At 35.5% G+C, this 15779-nt stretch carries 15 protein-coding genes and 1 other RNA gene; 8 read left to right on the top strand and 8 right to left on the bottom strand.

What is annotated here, in order from left to right:
• Positions 1 to 73 precede the first annotated feature (73 nt).
• Together ACY2RT_RS10385 and ACY2RT_RS10380 are read left to right on the top strand one after the other, a co-directional pair.
• Positions 74 to 727: a hypothetical protein gene (locus ACY2RT_RS10385; RefSeq protein ID WP_490155847.1), complete on the top strand. Its 654-nt coding sequence runs from the start codon at positions 74 to 76 to the stop codon at positions 725 to 727.
• Between the two features lie 240 nt (positions 728 to 967).
• Positions 968 to 2800, top strand: a complete 1833-nt coding sequence (locus tag ACY2RT_RS10380) for a fasciclin domain-containing protein (RefSeq protein WP_490155846.1) — start codon at positions 968 to 970, stop codon at positions 2798 to 2800.
• Positions 2801 to 2882: 82 nt separating this feature from the next.
• Here the strand turns inward: ACY2RT_RS10380 and ssrA are convergent.
• Positions 2883 to 3282, bottom strand: a transfer-messenger RNA (tmRNA) gene (gene ssrA, locus ACY2RT_RS10375).
• Between the two features lie 164 nt (positions 3283 to 3446).
• Between ssrA and ACY2RT_RS10370 the strand changes: the two genes are divergently transcribed.
• On the top strand, positions 3447 to 4664 hold the full coding sequence (locus ACY2RT_RS10370; RefSeq protein WP_490155845.1) for an NAD(P)-dependent oxidoreductase: 1218 nt from the start codon (positions 3447 to 3449) through the stop codon (positions 4662 to 4664).
• On the opposite strand, the gene ACY2RT_RS10365 is transcribed toward ACY2RT_RS10370, so the two are convergent.
• The 6 genes from ACY2RT_RS10365 to ACY2RT_RS10340 form a co-directional block, all read right to left on the bottom strand.
• Positions 4661 to 5338: a DUF3858 domain-containing protein gene (locus tag ACY2RT_RS10365; protein WP_490155844.1), complete on the bottom strand. Its 678-nt coding sequence runs from the start codon at positions 5336 to 5338 to the stop codon at positions 4661 to 4663. The genes ACY2RT_RS10370 and ACY2RT_RS10365 overlap by 4 nt on opposite strands.
• A 17-nt stretch (positions 5339 to 5355) precedes the next feature.
• On the bottom strand, positions 5356 to 6633 hold the full coding sequence (locus ACY2RT_RS10360) for a DUF3857 domain-containing protein (protein ID WP_490155843.1): 1278 nt from the start codon (positions 6631 to 6633) through the stop codon (positions 5356 to 5358).
• A gap of 62 nt (positions 6634 to 6695) precedes the next feature.
• Positions 6696 to 7058 carry a ribosomal maturation YjgA family protein gene (locus ACY2RT_RS10355; protein ID WP_490155842.1) on the bottom strand — a complete coding sequence of 121 codons (363 nt, stop codon included), beginning with the start codon at positions 7056 to 7058 and terminating at the stop codon, positions 6696 to 6698.
• Between the two features lie 137 nt (positions 7059 to 7195).
• A complete protein-coding gene (gene creD, locus ACY2RT_RS10350; RefSeq protein ID WP_490155841.1) occupies positions 7196 to 8542 on the bottom strand; it encodes a cell envelope integrity protein CreD in 1347 nt (448 codons plus the stop codon).
• Positions 8543 to 8592: 50 nt separating this feature from the next.
• Positions 8593 to 8886, bottom strand: coding sequence for a winged helix-turn-helix domain-containing protein (locus tag ACY2RT_RS10345; protein ID WP_490155840.1), 294 nt, complete (start codon positions 8884 to 8886; stop codon positions 8593 to 8595).
• Between the two features lie 2 nt (positions 8887 to 8888).
• Positions 8889 to 9497, bottom strand: a complete 609-nt coding sequence (locus ACY2RT_RS10340) for a hypothetical protein (protein WP_490155839.1) — start codon at positions 9495 to 9497, stop codon at positions 8889 to 8891.
• Between the two features lie 173 nt (positions 9498 to 9670).
• Here ACY2RT_RS10340 and ACY2RT_RS10335 point away from each other — a divergent pair, with 173 nt between their 5' ends.
• Entirely contained in the window at positions 9671 to 10090 is a 420-nt protein-coding gene (locus ACY2RT_RS10335; RefSeq protein WP_490155838.1) for a CBS domain-containing protein, read from the top strand.
• Positions 10091 to 10726: 636 nt separating this feature from the next.
• Positions 10727 to 11089, top strand: coding sequence for a DUF1801 domain-containing protein (locus tag ACY2RT_RS10330; protein ID WP_490155837.1), 363 nt, complete (start codon positions 10727 to 10729; stop codon positions 11087 to 11089).
• On the opposite strand, the gene kdsA is transcribed toward ACY2RT_RS10330, so the two are convergent.
• Positions 11080 to 11898 carry a 3-deoxy-8-phosphooctulonate synthase gene (gene kdsA, locus ACY2RT_RS10325; RefSeq protein ID WP_490155836.1) on the bottom strand — a complete coding sequence of 273 codons (819 nt, stop codon included), beginning with the start codon at positions 11896 to 11898 and terminating at the stop codon, positions 11080 to 11082. The two genes, ACY2RT_RS10330 and kdsA, sit on opposite strands and share 10 nt — an antisense overlap.
• Positions 11899 to 12016: 118 nt before the next feature.
• On the opposite strand from kdsA, the gene typA reads away from it, so the two are divergent.
• The 3 genes from typA (at position 12017) to ACY2RT_RS10310 (ending at position 15475) form a co-directional block, all read left to right on the top strand.
• Positions 12017 to 13810 carry a translational GTPase TypA gene (gene typA, locus ACY2RT_RS10320; protein ID WP_490155835.1) on the top strand — a complete coding sequence of 598 codons (1794 nt, stop codon included), beginning with the start codon at positions 12017 to 12019 and terminating at the stop codon, positions 13808 to 13810.
• A gap of 92 nt (positions 13811 to 13902) precedes the next feature.
• Positions 13903 to 14103: a hypothetical protein gene (locus ACY2RT_RS10315; protein ID WP_490155834.1), complete on the top strand. Its 201-nt coding sequence runs from the start codon at positions 13903 to 13905 to the stop codon at positions 14101 to 14103.
• The gene (locus ACY2RT_RS10310) at positions 14090 to 15475 is read left to right on the top strand and encodes a class I SAM-dependent methyltransferase (RefSeq protein ID WP_490155833.1); all 1386 of its coding nucleotides are present in this window, start codon (positions 14090 to 14092) and stop codon (positions 15473 to 15475) included. The genes ACY2RT_RS10315 and ACY2RT_RS10310 overlap by 14 nt, the downstream gene beginning before the upstream one ends.
• The last annotated feature ends 304 nt before the right edge of the window (positions 15476 to 15779 follow it).

The raw sequence follows: 15779 nt of genomic DNA, 5'->3' as shown, positions 1-15779 counted from the left end.
TTTTGTGTAAATATATTTATTTTTGAGTAGGAACTTTGAATCTTAAGTTGTTATATTTTATAGAAATACTATTATGAAAAAGTTTAGCATCGTTTTTATATTTATTTTTTTGGTGTTTAGTTGTCAAAAAGAAGAGCTAACTATTATACAAACTCCTCCGGAAGCTTCTTTTTTAGAAGATAAAGAGTTGCTTGACTTAGTGAGTTCGGTTTCTGCTCACGACGGAAGGTTTGATGATGTAATTGATAAATCCAGCTGCTTTAGTATTAATTTTCCTTATCAGGTTATTTTAAATAGTGAAGTTTTTCAAATTAATACAGTAAACGATTTATTGCCAATTACAACAGATGATGTGATTACACTTGTGTTTCCAATTACGGTGTCCTTTGCCAATTATGTGGAAGCGCAGGTTACTTCTACCGAAGATTTTAATACTTTAATTGAAAACTGTGAAAATGGCACACTTTTTAATGACCGTATTGTTTGTGTAGATTTTATATACCCCATTACGGTTGCTGTTTATAACAGTGCTTCAAGTGATTTTGAAACTGTGCGTTTAGACCACGACCAAAACACTTTTGAAACCATTACAGATTTTGAAACCAATACCTTAGCATCTATTAATTACCCAATACAGCTTGTAACAAGCACTGATGTTTTTATTACTGTTGAAAGTAATACAACGTTAAAAGGAACAATTTTAGAACATTTTAATTTTTGTGAGTAAACAATTTTTCTTTTTTTTCTTCTGAAAATAGATTCTTGCCTTCGTAGGAATGACAACTCAATAAAAAGAGTTAATGGTAAGCAATTTCCTTCTTTATTCATTAATTGAAATCGATAACTATTCTTTATGGATATTTTTCGTTGCTTTAATTGTTAAGATTATACTAAAACAAAAATAGTTTTTAGGAAAAAAAAGGTTTCAGTTGTTCCATAGCTGAATGTTAACCCAATAAAATATATTATGAGAAATTTATTTAAAATTACCCTACTACTATTTTCTGTTTTAACGGTAGTTTCTTGTAGTGATGATGATGACAACTCAGCACCACAAGGCGATGTTACTATAGCTGAATTTGTAGCAAATAATGATGATTATTCATCCCTTCGTGCTGCTCTTGATGTTGCTGGGCTTACCGAAACCTTAAATGGAACAGCAGAGTTTACTGTTTTTGCACCAAACAATGCTGCTTTTAGTACTTTTCTAGAGGCAAACGGTTTTGCAAGTTTAGATGATGTTCCTGTAAGTGTATTAACAAATGTATTACTTAACCACGTTGTAAGTGGCGTTAATGCTTCTCAAGATTTAACAACAGGATATATAAATTCGTTAGCTACTTTTGGAACTACTTCAAATAACCTAAGCTTATTTATAAATACTGCTAGCGGTGTTACTATTAATGGTGTTTCAGATGTAACAACAGCAGATATTTCAGCATCAAATGGTATTATTCACGCAGTAAACACTGTTATTGGCACACCAAATATAGTTACTCAAGCTACTGCAAATTCAGACTTTTCTGTATTAGTAGATGCTCTTGGAGCTGCGAGTGATTCGAGCATAGATTATGTAGCGTTACTTTCCGGGTCTGCAAATTCACCATTTACAGTTTTTGCTCCTACAAATACTGCTTTTACAAACTTACTAACTTCACTTGGTTTTAATTCACTTAGTGAAGTGCCAACCAATGTATTGCAGATTATTTTAAACTATCACGTTATTATTGATGCTAATGTAAGGGAAGAAAATCTAAGCGATGGTCAAACTGCAACAACGTTTCAAGGCGAAGACATTACAATTAGCTTAACAAGTGGAGCTCAAATTATTGATGCTTCTGGAATGGCTTCAAATATAATTGCAACAAATGTACAAACAGGAAATGGTGTTATACATGCTATAGATAAGGTCTTGTTACCGCAAGAAGCCATTGATATTGTTAATCCTACTATAAGTAATTTGGCAATGATGACCGCAGATTTATCTTCACTAGCACAAGCATTGCAAATTACAGGGCTTGATACTGTATTGAATGACCGAAATGGAGACTTCACAGTTTTTGCCCCTACAAATGCTGCTTTTGATACTTTCTTAGCTGGAGCTAATTTAACCGATGTACCTGTTGCTGTTTTAACTCAAGTGATTTTAAATCACGCCTTAACAGGGACGTTTTTATCAACAGATTTATCTACATCTTATACTACAACTCTTGCAACCTATGCAGATACTTCAAGCAACCTAAGTTTGTATATTAATACTGATAGTGGAGTAAGACTTAATGGCGTATCTAGCGTTGCAACAGCAAATGTTGAAGCTGCAAATGGTGTAGTACATATTGTCGATGCAGTTATTGGATTGCCAACCGTAGTTACCTTTGCAACAGCAGATCCTACTTTTGAGACCTTAGTAGCTGCGTTAACTAGAGATGATCAACCTGATTATGTATCAGTATTATCAACACCACAAGGAACAAGCCCCGCTCCTTTTACAGTTTTTGCCCCCACAAATGCTGCTTTTGGAGATTTGCTAGCCGAATTAGGAGTTTCTGAATTAGGCGATATAGCTGGGGCTACACTAACAGAAACACTTAATACTCATGTAATTGCAGGTGCCAATGTAAGAGCCGAAGATTTAGTTTCTGGCACGGTATCTACATTAGGTGATGATATTGTAATTGATGCTGGTGCTGCAACCATTACTGATCTTAATGGCAGGGTAAGTAATATTATAGTCACCAATGTACAAGCCGCAAACGGTGTAGTGCACGCAATAGATAAGGTAATTTTACCTATGCTTTAGTTACTTGTTTTTTGATATATGAATGCTTACTGATTAAGCAAAAAATAATAAACCCTGTAATTATACGTAATTACAGGGTTTTTCGTGGAGCCGGAGGGATTCGAACCCTCGTCCAAACGCGCAACAATGACGCTTTCTACATGCTTAGTTTTCATTTGGATTTTCGTCTGCTTCCCGGTCGAAAACTACCAAGTCACAGCTTAGCTTCAATTAAGCTTCGCAAGTGCATCAAAGCCCTGCACAAACTAGGTTTACTTTTACGAAGTCTCTATATCGATTGCCGTAAACCAAGGCCATCGAGAGACTTCCTGCTTTCCGACCTTGTCGAACGAGGCATTATCCTACTATAATTCGGATTATGCAGCTAGGGCGTAGTTATTCTCGCCGTTTAAAAAGTGTGAAATATGAGATTTACGAGCTGTATTCCAGCGCTCGGCATGCTTACATTATCATTAGACCCGCTGTCAAAACCAGTCGGCCCCTAATATTTTCAAAGATCATTTGGCGGGTTCGCCTTGCAAAACAATGCGACCGGGCTTTCGCCTTTACATGGTAAATTGCCTCAATCCCTACCCGAAATGGAATGCAAAGATACACTAAAAACACTATCTTTGCCGCCAGTTAAAAATAACAAAAACTATTCCAAATGGCTGTCACCTTCGCAATCATCAAAGAACGTAAAAATCCACCTGATCGCCGTGTCGTTTTTTCACCCCAAAAATGTCAGGAAGTCAGGGAGACATTTCCGAAAGCGAAGATCATAGCAGAAGCGTCAGATATTCGTATTTTCCCCGATGAAGCCTATAGCGAAGCAGGTATTGAGGTAAAAGAAGATGTTTCGGAAGCCACGGTCATGTTAGGAGTAAAAGAAGTACCGATAGATGCGTTGATACCCGGTAAAAAGTATTTTTTCTTCAGTCATACCATAAAAGAACAACCCTATAACCGAAAACTATTAAAAGCCATTCTCGATAAAAAAATTGAACTCTATGACCATGAAACCATTGTAAATAAGAATGGCCGCAGATTAATAGGTTTTGGTCGCTATGCAGGATTGGTAGGAGCCTATAACGGATTTCGGGCCCTAGGATTAAGAGACGGCCTGTTCGAATTGCCTAAAGTAGAAACTCTGGCTGACCTCGATGCGGTAAAAGCAGAATTGGACAAGATCACCCTCCCGGAACAATTGCGAATTATCTTATCCGGTACCGGAAAAGTAGCTCTGGGAGCTAAGGAGATTTTGGATCATCTAAAGATCAAAGAAGTTACGGATGCAGTATACCTTACATCTTCTTTTTCAGAACCTGTGTATTGCCTTATTGATGTGATGGAATACAACCGTCGTAAAGATGGAAAAGCAGGAGATAAGTATGAATTCTATAAAGACCCTTCCGGTTATGAAAGTAATTTTATGCCGTATGCCAAAGTAAGTGATGTATTTATTGCCGGTCACTTTTATGGTAGTGGCGCACCTTTCTTGTTTACAAGAGAAGATGCCCGGCATCCCGATTTCAATATTAACCTTGTGGCAGATATATCCTGTGATGTGGATGGTCCGGTGGCGAGTACACTTCGTGCATCGACCATTGCAGCCCCGTTTTATGGTTATGACCCAAATACCGAAACTGAAACGGCTTTCAATGCACCCGGCGCGATCACTGTCATGGCAGTGGATAATTTACCTTGCGAATTACCTAAGGATGCCAGTGAAGGCTTTGGAGATATGTTCTTAGAACAGGTGATACCCGCCTTTTTTAACAATGACAAGGATGGGGTTTTGGAACGTGCCAGAATGACTACACATCAAGGGGTTTTAACAGAGCGTTATGTATATCTGCAAGACTATGTGGATGGGAAAAATTAAATCTTTTCTATAACAATAGGGTCTTTGGTTTGGTATTCAATAACCTTGGAGAAGAAATCTTTAAGGCTTCCGTAGGATTCTGGATTAAAACTATATTCATTGAGTTTTAAATTGAACCTCAAGCTAACTTTTCCATTACTTTCACTGTAAACGATAGTACATGAGCCTACATTTTCAGGCAGTTTCAAATTTCTGTTTTTCGGTAAGTTTACGACTTCATATGTATCCTTTAGATCGATAGTAAGAAGATAGGTATTCTGACTTGAATGGCCCAATTCTATGGGATACGTCCTTGTTTCAGAAGTAAAAGGGTTGGAAACATAATTTTTTTGAAGAAAATAAGGATATAGGTATATCTGATTTCCAACTAATTCAGATTCAAACGTAATATTATAATTTTCCTTAAAAGGTGCTTCCAAATCCAAACGGTTTTCCATAGTATAATCACTAAGCTCAAGATCCGTAAGCACATTTTCTTTTTTAGAAAAATATTCTCCTTCAGACAATTTGCTTACTTCTTTTCTTTTTTCAACTGCCTTATACCCTGAATGAATCTCACTAACTTTACCTTTGAACATGCCTTCTTCATCAATGGTTAATGCAGCATTTATATAACTTACGTTTCTTTCAAAAGGAAGTACAGGCTTCCAATAACTTCCCTTTTTAAAATCCATAATTCGTGCATCCTCATTCAATAACCTGAATGGAATGACCCCAAAACCAGAATACTATCTGTTGCATCCAGATAGTATTCTTTCCCTTCAATAGAAATATAGGCCAGCAGGTAGTTGAATTCGGTTAATACCGGATACAACTTGGTAGGAACTCCATTATCCCGGGTGGAGTGCAAAACTATTTTAGCATCCAACCCAGCCACTTCCAGTGCATTTAATAGGGCTAGATTGATTTCGGCTGCGTTTCCGGACTTTTTTTCATATGCTTTTTTTACATTATTCTCTGCAAAAAAACCATTAGCACCATCCCAGGAAAAATGGTCCTGAATATGCTTGTAGATTGCTTTGGCTTTTTCGGTAGGATTTTGGATACGTACTATACTTTCGGGGATATTGTTTTTAAAAAAATTAGTATAGCTCAGTTGCCGCCCAAGATCATTATTATATCTTATTTCTTTGTCTACATCTCTCCATTTTTTAGTATAGATTTCTTTCCCACTATTTGGATTTGTATATTCTCGTAATTCGAAATTTAATTTTGGGAGATAATTATTTTTAGATAACATAAAATCCTCTTCTTTGAAGGCCGGGACGTCCTTCATAGCATAAATACCTATTTCGCAATCCGCACTCATGGAATGTCCGGGAAGTGAAAAACAATTCCGTTTAATACTGGATTCATATACGGATAAAAGATCTGTTGAGCCAATCATGGACTTATTGTAGACAAAATTTCCCGGTATTTCTATGGCAAATTCACTGTAGACCTTTGGTAATTCTTCCTGAAAGATCCATCCGCCAAAATTAAAGAAGTAAGGAGAAGTAATTTTATATCGGTACTCAATGATACTTCCATCCTTTATATTGGGAAAAGTAAATCGTTTGGCTGCCCAGTTTTTGCTGAGATCCACATCAAAGATATCTTCACTTTTAACATATACCTTATGATCGCCATTGTGTGTAATAGCTTTTAATTCAACGATCTTTTCTTTTGAAGACTTATTTTTATATATCGGAATTTGTACAGATCCATGGTCGAATTTTTTAGCATCAATGACCTTAATTTTTTGATGCACTTCCTTTACTAATTTAATATAATTATCAATTAATTTAACACTGGTAGCTCCAGATTCAAAAAGAACTACTCCGGCAGCTTCAGGATCTTTTTTATAGGTTTTTAAAGCAAGTTCGGACTTAGAAGGTTCCCCAAATTCTGCTTTTGTACGTTGTTGTGCAGTTACAAAGGAAAAACAAAATATGAAAGAGACAAATGTGAATTTTTTAAGGAGGGACATTTAAGAGTATTTGTATAAAATATTAACTGCTTAAAAGTACATTAAATGATATAAATAAAACACTAATCACTATTATTTTTGTTGAGTTTAATGATCGTAAAAATTATTAAAAAACCTATGCTATACGCAAATAAATCCCACCAATCAAAAACAGAACCCAGTATAATACGCAATAGCTTTGATTGGATATTAAACGTTTCAACAAGATCAAAAAACTGAAGTAGTTCAATCATAAATGCAAATAGCAGAATTCCAATCGCTAATTTTTCCGAAGCAATGGAAAAGAAGCTCTTCAGAAAGGTAAAAAGTAATAGGACTACCAATACATCTCCTAAAAACCCTCTTATCAAAGGGTGAAAATGGAATACTGCAATGGCGATTTCCACTATCAATAAAATGAAGAATAATAGCAAGTATTTTTTCATTTAATGTTGTTTAATTGATAGAAGTATGAAGCCGGAAGTATGAGGTGGGGAGCTAGAAGTCTGTAGTTTTATTTTTAATCAGTATTGCTTCAGACCTCCAGCTTCTAGCTTTATACCTTATCTCCCCACTTCAGTCTTTAATCATTCCCCCAGTCAATTTTTCGTGAAGCAAACATAATAATGGCAAGGATCACAAACAGTCCTATACTTCCTACCAGCAATGCATAATTTTCCAACTGAATGATCACATAAATGAATCCGTATAACGATGCAAGTGAAGTGCAAACCAGTAAAGGAAACTTAAATCCTTTTAAAATGGCTCTTGAATAAATGGTTATCAATCCTAAAACCGAAACTCCAGCTATGGCATAGGCTTTTAGAAATGAGCTATGTTCTGATATGGATATAAGCAAAGTATAGAACATGACCAATGCCAACCCGATCATTACATATTGAAAAGGGTGAATGTAGATTTTACTTACCAGTTGGATCAACAAAAAAACAAGAAGGGTAAGCCCAATGACCATGAACCCGTATTTGGCTGTACGCTCACTTTTTTGATATTCGTCTACAGGAATAATGAAGCTGGTGCCAAATCCAAAAGCACTTAGATCTGGAAGAGAACCAAAGAACTGCTGTTCGAATTGACGATTTATCTGGTACACCTGCCAATCTGCATGAAAACCATCTTTTGTAATTTCTTTAGTACCGTGATCCGGTAAATAACGCCCGTCAAAACTGGGAGAGTGCCAATCTGAATTCATTGTCGCTTTGGTTTCTTTTCCAATAGGAATAAATTTGAGGCTTCCGCTACCGTTAATCTTTATATCGAATGAAAAAGGAATAGTGTTTTCACTTTCAGCAAAATTGGTTTTAATGATCTCGCTCTCAATTACGTTGAGATAAGATTGACCGTATTTAGGATTCATAGAGAGATTTTCATCGGCCAATGTAACCTCCATGGAGTTTCTGATACCTTTTAAGTTTGATGTCCTGATCTCTACAGTAACTTTGTCCCAAAGGATATCTTCTGATGCAATATTCTTTTCGGAAAAATCTATCTTCGGAAAGTTTCCTTTTACGTTCATATCTGCTGTATATACTACAGATTCATAGATCCCTCGTTTCAAGGGTTTGGAATCTACATTAGAATCTATATACAATGAATCCGGAAGCAGATATGCATTTTTAAATAGGACTTCTGTTTTTACCTGATAACTTTTGGTTTTTTCATTGTAGATCTTTTCTTCTTTATAGGTTCTGTAAGGGATCTTTAATATGGGCCCCGATAGAAGGACTTCATTACCCCATTTCCCATTGATATCCTGTATTACTTCTGTTTGTCGGTACGCCCTTTCATTGATAAGGCTTTTTACAAACTCCAGAGGGATTAATAGTACAATCAATAAAAATCCAACGATTAACATTCGCGCTGTAATTGAGTTGCGTAACCAGTTTCCAAATTTGCTTCTTTTTGGTTCCATAATTAAAATTTAAAGTACTTTGTATTTCAAAGTGAATTAATAAAAAAATATTATTTTTTTTTGATCAGTTTTTCCAATGCATCGATATGTTTTTTAAATTCTATTTTTCCAAGCGTAGTAGAACTGTAACGTGTATTGGGTTTTCTGCCTATGAATTGTTTTTTTACCAAAATATATTCAGCCTGTTCCAAAGCTTTTAGATGGCTTGCCAGATTTCCATCTGTTACATCCAATAACTCTTTTAACCTATTAAAATCAGCATTATCATTGACAACCAGAATGGACATGATCCCCAGGCGTATTCGATGATCAAATAGTTTATTTATATTATCAATGATTCCCACAATTACATCTTTTTTTCCTGAAGATACATCATACTTCCATACAGGATATGGAATATTCCAAATCCTGTTATCCAAAACCAGAATCCATAACCGGGTAGCACAGCACAAATAAGTCCGAGAACGATTTCTGCATACCCCAGGTATTTTACATTTCCAAGGGTATACTTTGAAGCATTGACAAGTGCTAATCCATAAAAAATAAGCATTAAAGAGGCTGTCAGACCGTAATGTTGACTATTAATTTTTATAATAATATAAATGCCGCCGGTAATTAACGGGATTAGGAAATTAATAAGCAATCGTTTTGTTGTGGTATCCCATGCTTTTACATTGTTCTTTTTTGCCTTTCTAGTAGTTAGTAAAAAGGCAGTTACTATACTAAAGATGGCTACTATTGCCAATAATAACAATACGATCTTAAAATCCCGGCTATGAATGTATAGGCATTCTCCCGACATGGGGAAGATAAATATGTAAGCAATTACTGCCCCCGTAATTGCATAGAGACCGGCAAAGATACCGGATAGGCCACTAAGTGAGATAAAACGTGAAGAGCGATTCATTAGATCTTTGATCTCACTGATGTCTTTTAAATAATCTTTTTCACTCATAATAAAAGTACTTTGAAAAACAAAGTAAAGATAATCTTTATGATTTACAAAATAGGGAAATGTTAATATTTCACTAAAACTTTGTTCATCATTTTTATCAGCAAATGACCTTTGTCATATTTTCTTGCTTATTAGTTTGCGAAATTTAATATTGAATTTAAATTTTAATGATCATGAAAAAAAGAACACCAATTTCCGCAATAATGACCAAAAATGTGATTACGTTAAACCATACAGATAGCTTAGAAACTGCCGAACGCTTGTTTAAATCGCATAAAATAAGACATATTCCGGTTGTAAGTGGGGATGCAATTTCCGGTATGCTAAGTTATACAGATTTATTACGTATTAGCTTTGCCGATGCGATAGATGAGGACGAACAAGAAGTTGATACGGTTGTATATAATATGTTTACCATTGAACAGGTAATGGCAAAAAACCTGGTTAGTGTTTCTTCTTCTACTACTATCAAAGAAGTTGCAGAGATTCTTGCAGAAAAAGAATTTCACGCAATTCCGGTAGTAGATGATAGTAAATTAGTTGGTATTGTTACTACTACAGATTTAATTAATTATTTATTGGATCAATTCTAAAACAGGAAAAATCCTTTTGAGAAACAGGAGTTTTCCTCTTGTTGTTTATTTTAGATAAACAGATATTTAAATGGCTTAATTAATTGGGAAATTAATCTAAGCACAAATGGGAAAAGGTTGTCTGTTTTTGGGCAACCTTTTTTTAATGATTTATTTATTGATTTTTAGTGTCTTAAAATTCAAAAACAGGAAAAACCCTGTAGCAAAAATAGGAAAAACCCTGTTGCTTTACATGTAAGTTTATTTGCATATTTGAGTGTCTTAAAGAGATGATCTATTTCTAGTCATAAGACATTTTAATCGTTATATAATTAATTGGGGAGTTAATAAAAACGGTTATTTAAAAAGTTGTTCACCTTGAGCAACTTTTTTTTATTTAATGTAGAAGTGAAAAAACAGGAAAAACCCCTATGCAAAAAGAGGGTTATGCCTCTTGTACATAACTTATAATCACCGCATCTTTGTATAGCTTAATTAATTGGGGAGTTAAAAAAAGCGATTTTAGAAGGGCTACTCTTTATTGAGTAGTCCTTTTTTTAGAAACTAATTTATTTGAATTCAGCCAGGTTCTTATTAGTTTAAAAAGCCCTGCTATTAAAATGGCAGGGCTTTTTAATTAATATTATCTTAGTAATAATGAATCCCGCAGAAAATTATATACTTAATCAGCCGGAACCTTTTCGTTCTATATTACTGCATTTACAGGTAGTAATTGAAACTACATTACCGGATGCAGTCCTGCAATACAAGTGGAGAGTACCTTATTATTGTATAGACGGAAAGCTTCCTTTTTGTTATTTAAACTGTACCAATGGATATGTTGATCTGGTTTTTTGGCATGGAGCGCATCTTACAAAGCATTTGGAGGTTTTGGTTTCTAAAGGAAGAAAACACTTTAAATCATTGCGTTATAAAAATCCGGAAGATATTGATCAAGAGATCTTACTCGACCTTCTAAAAGAGGCTTATTCCTTAAAGGACAAAAAATACTATAAGTAATTGATGGTTTTTCGGATAGCCACCAGATCTGTCAGTAATTTTTCCAGTTTGCTTAGATCCAACATATTTGCTCCGTCACTTTTTGCATTAGCAGGATCAAAATGAGTTTCAATAAAAAGGCCGTCTATTCCTGTTGCAATCCCCGCACGGGCTATGGTAGCTATCATTTCCGGCCGGCCACCCGTTACCCCAATAGTCTGGTTGGGTTGTTGTAGGCTATGTGTTATATCTAAAACAACAGGAGCATACTGTTTCATGGTTGGGATGCCTCTAAAATCAACGACCATATCCTGATAGCCAAACATTGTCCCACGGTCAGTAATCATTACCTGGTCATTACCGGATTCGATCACTTTTTTAACTGCGTGTTGCATACTTTCAGGGCTCATAAATTGTCCTTTTTTTAAATTCACAACCTTTCCGGTATTCGCTGCAGCAACTACCAGATCGGTTTGGCGTACCAAAAAAGCAGGAATTTGCAATATATCAACATATTCAGCTGCCATAGCTGCATCACTTACTTCATGAATATCTGTTACAGTTGGAACGTCGAATGTTTCAGAAATTTTTTTTAGAATATTCAAAGCTTTTTCATCTCCAATACCGGTGAAGCTGTCAATACGGCTTCGGTTGGCCTTTTTAAAACTTCCTTTAAAAACAAAAGGAATCTCAAGTCTGTTGGTAATAGCCACGATTTTTTCAGCGATCAACATTGCCATTTCTTCACCTTCAATAGCACAGGGGCCTGCCAACAGGAAGAAGTTGTTGGAATTTTTGTGTTTTAGCTTCGGAATTAATTCAAGTTTCATTTTAAAAATTTAATAGTGCAAAGATAGCATATTATTGAAGCAAAATAATTAACTGTTTATTGTGCTTTAATAGTTTCAGAAACACTACTTTTGCACCGCCTTAAGAAAGAGCAACATTATGAATATCAAAAACATCGCAATCATTGCGCACGTAGACCATGGTAAAACCACATTGGTAGATAAAATCATGCATCATTGTAGTTTGTTTCGTGAAAACGAAAAGACAGGCGAATTGATCCTGGATAATAACGACCTGGAACGTGAACGCGGTATTACTATCACTTCAAAGAATGTTTCGGTAGTTTATAAGGATACAAAGATTAATATCATCGATACACCCGGTCACGCCGATTTTGGTGGAGAAGTAGAGCGCGTATTGAATATGGCAGACGGGGTTTTACTATTAGTGGATGCTTTTGAGGGACCTATGCCACAAACACGTTTTGTATTGCAAAAAGCTATCGACTTAGGATTGAAACCTTGTGTAGTAATAAATAAAGTGGATAAAGAGAATTGCACCCCGGATGAGGTACATGAGGCAGTTTTTGACCTGATGTTCGAATTAGGGGCTGAAGAATGGCAATTGGATTTTCCAACGGTGTATGGTTCAGCAAAGCACAATTGGATGAGCGATGACTGGAAGAACGAAACGAATAATATTGAACCTTTACTGGATATGGTCTTAGAACACATTCCTTCTCCAAAGGTAGAGCAAGGCAGTGTACAGATGCTAATTACCTCATTGGATTATTCTTCATTTACAGGCCGTATTGCTATTGGACGTCTACAAAGAGGGGTTTTAAAAGAAAATATGCAGATTGCACTTGTAAAACGAGACGGTTCTATAGTGAAATCCAAGATCAAGGAATTACACACTTTTGAAGGCTTAGGCCGTTTAAAAGTTAAAGAAGTTCAGGCAGGCGATATTTGTGCATTAGTTGGCTTGGAAGGTTTTGATATAGGCGATACGGTTGCAGATATTGAAAATCCGGAAGCATTAAAAACCATAGCGATCGATGAACCTACCATGAGTATGTTGTTCACCATTAACGATTCTCCTTTCTTCGGAAAAGATGGAAAATATGTTACTTCACGACATATAAAAGAACGTTTGGAGCGCGAACTGGAAAAAAATCTGGCACTTCGTATGCAACCTACGGATAGTGCTGATAAATTTATGGTATTTGGCCGTGGCGTATTACACTTGTCGGTTCTAATTGAAACCATGCGCCGTGAAGGTTATGAATTACAAATTGGACAACCTCAGGTCATTATAAAAGAAATTGATGGTGTTAAATGCGAACCCATTGAAGAACTAACGATAGACCTGCCCGAAAATGTTAGCGGAAGAGCCATAGATATGGTGACCCTTAGAAAAGGGGAAATGCTTAGTATGGAAGCAAAAGGGGAGCGAATGGTTTGTAAATTCAATATTCCGTCACGTGGAATTATTGGATTGCGTAATCAATTGTTAACCGCTACTGCGGGTGAAGCTATTATGACCCACCGTTTTTTAGAATATCAACCCTTAAAAGGTGGAATTCCCGAAAGACAGAACGGAAGTCTGGTATCTATGGAGAACGGTTCTGCAATTCCGTATTCAATAGATAAATTACAGGACCGCGGACGTTTCTTTGTACATCCTAATGAAGATATCTATGAAGGGCAGGTGATAGGTGAAAATACACGTCAGGACGATATGACGGTGAATATCACCAAAACAAAAAAACTAAGCAATGTACGGTCTTCAGGTGCAGATGACAAAGCTAAGATCGTTCCTGCCATAAAATTTTCATTAGAAGAGGCTTTGGAATATATTCAGAAAGATGAGTATGTAGAGGTAACACCAAGCCATTTAAGATTGCGTAAAATTTTCCTGAAAGAAGTGGATCGTAAACGCAATAAGCTATAAATATTATTGATGTTTGTTTCAATAAACTGAGTGTTTTTTAGTTTATTTGTTAAGTTTTTGTAAAAAGAAAACCAATTTAAAAACTTGTTGGTATGAATTTTTTGTATTTCGACCCGGGATTAGGGGCAATGATTGTACAGGCCATAGTGGCTGTAGCTGCAGGGGTTATTTTATTTTCAAAAAATGTGATGTATAAGATTAAGGCCTTTTTTGGATTATTAAAAAAAGATGAGGATACTTACGATTCAATAGATATTGATGAGCAAGACACCGATACACATGACAAACAGTAATAGTAAGGTACACCAAGCTTCATTCAGGGATCCTTCCGGTTATATGTTTCATGATGGCGAGATCTTGCGCAGAGTTATAAATCCTATTTATTTTCCACAGTATAAAAAATTGACCGACAGTGGTTTTTATAAATCGCTAATCGATAATAATTTGCTGATCCCTCATGAGGAAACTTCTGTTTCTGAAGATACCATTATTATCACACCTGAAAAGATTCCGTTCATCACCAATCCATACGAATGGAGTTTTGACCAGTTTAAACATGCTGCACTTCATACATTGAAAATTCAGAAATATGCTTTGTCCAAGGGATTTATTCTGAAAGACGCATCAGCATACAATGTTACCTTTCACAAAGGGAAGCCTATTTTTATAGATACTCTTTCTTTTGATTTTTACGAAGAAAATACTCCTTGGAGAGCGTATAAACAGTTTATTACACACTTTTTTGGCCCATTGGTACTAGCCAGATACCATGGCACCGAAGTTTTTAAAATGCTGCAAACCCATATTGATGGAATACCTGTGAAATTAATAGCTTCTATGCTCCCCGGAAAATCAAAACTGAGCTCTACTTTGTATACCAACATTCATTTGCTGGCAAAGATGGAAAGCAAACACAGTGAAGATTATAAAGCAGAAACGAAGGTTGCAAAACTTTCAAAAAAAGCACAAAGCAATATACTGGAAAGCTTGTTTGATTATATCAAAAAGTTAGATGTAAAAGAAGCAACCGAGTGGGGAGATTACTACACCAAGACCAATTATGAAACCGCTGCTTTTGAAGCTAAAAAAGATTTAATAAAAAGTTGGGTGAGCCCAATACAACCTCAAAGATTAATTGATGTTGGAGGCAATGACGGAACCTTTGCCAGAACAGTTTTAGATAGTGTACCACATGTTATTGTAACAGATATTGACAGCAATGCGGTGGATCACAACTACAAACAAATTCAGCAAAATAAAGAAGTAAACATGCTTCCGTTTGTTTGCGATGTGCTGCAGCCTGCTCCGGGAATTGGTTTTAATAATACAGAACGTAATTCGCTCATAGAACGATTACAACAATATAGTCCCGATGTTACCATGGCTCTGGCATTAATTCACCATATTACTCTTTCGGGCAATGTGCCTTTTGAAAAATCTGCTGAATTTTTCGCAAAATTCTCAAAGAATTTAATTATTGAGTTTCCCACCCGGGAAGATTCCTGGGTACAATCACTATTGGTTAGAAAACGAGAGTTTATCAATCATTTTGACTTCTACAATGAAAATGATTTTGAAGATGGATACAAAAAGTATTTTCAACTAGAAAAGAAAGAAACAGTATCCGGTACAAAACGTATATTGTATTTGTTTAAAAGTAAGTAAGATGTCGACTCAAAAAAAGCAAGGTATGCTTAGCCGTTTTTTGAATAGCAATAAACAATACCCGGTAATAACGGGAATTGCTGCAGGGTTATATCCTATATTCTTTTATTTCACAAATAACTATACGCTAATAAATACCTGGCAGCATGTTGGATTCTTTGTTTTATTCTTTTTAGTGATACCTATTGTGGTATTTATTATTGCTGACAAACTTTCAAAGCTTTCTTTTTTTTATAAATGGAGAATATATATATTACTTTTTTTAAACATTTTTGTTTTTTTGTTTTTACTCAAAATCTGTTTA

The organism is Ulvibacter sp. 2210JD10-4 (genome assembly GCF_058148525.1).
Note: the sequence above shows the minus strand (reverse complement) of the source record. Positions and strands in the feature narration are given on the sequence as shown.

Bases quoted from the DNA above. Each gene is read 5' to 3' on its own strand.
- creD (WP_490155841.1), bottom strand. From the start codon at position 8,542: ATGGAACCAAAAAGAAGCAAATTTGGAAACTGGTTACGCAACTCAATT.
- ACY2RT_RS10340 (WP_490155839.1), bottom strand. From the start codon at position 9,497: ATGAGTGAAAAAGATTATTTAAAAGACATCAGTGAGATCAAAGATCTA.
- kdsA (WP_490155836.1), bottom strand. From the start codon at position 11,898: ATGAAACTTGAATTAATTCCGAAGCTAAAACACAAAAATTCCAACAAC.
- ACY2RT_RS10365 (WP_490155844.1), bottom strand. From the start codon at position 5,338: ATGGATTTTAAAAAGGGAAGTTATTGGAAGCCTGTACTTCCTTTTGAA.
- ACY2RT_RS10355 (WP_490155842.1), bottom strand. From the start codon at position 7,058: ATGAAAAAATACTTGCTATTATTCTTCATTTTATTGATAGTGGAAATC.
- ACY2RT_RS10330 (WP_490155837.1), top strand. From the start codon at position 10,727: ATGAATCCCGCAGAAAATTATATACTTAATCAGCCGGAACCTTTTCGT.
- ACY2RT_RS10380 (WP_490155846.1), top strand. From the start codon at position 968: ATGAGAAATTTATTTAAAATTACCCTACTACTATTTTCTGTTTTAACG.
- typA (WP_490155835.1), top strand. From the start codon at position 12,017: ATGAATATCAAAAACATCGCAATCATTGCGCACGTAGACCATGGTAAA.
- ACY2RT_RS10385 (WP_490155847.1), top strand. From the start codon at position 74: ATGAAAAAGTTTAGCATCGTTTTTATATTTATTTTTTTGGTGTTTAGT.
- ACY2RT_RS10315 (WP_490155834.1), top strand. From the start codon at position 13,903: ATGAATTTTTTGTATTTCGACCCGGGATTAGGGGCAATGATTGTACAG.
- ACY2RT_RS10335 (WP_490155838.1), top strand. From the start codon at position 9,671: ATGAAAAAAAGAACACCAATTTCCGCAATAATGACCAAAAATGTGATT.
- ACY2RT_RS10360 (WP_490155843.1), bottom strand. From the start codon at position 6,633: ATGTCCCTCCTTAAAAAATTCACATTTGTCTCTTTCATATTTTGTTTT.
- ACY2RT_RS10310 (WP_490155833.1), top strand. From the start codon at position 14,090: ATGACAAACAGTAATAGTAAGGTACACCAAGCTTCATTCAGGGATCCT.
- ACY2RT_RS10370 (WP_490155845.1), top strand. From the start codon at position 3,447: ATGGCTGTCACCTTCGCAATCATCAAAGAACGTAAAAATCCACCTGAT.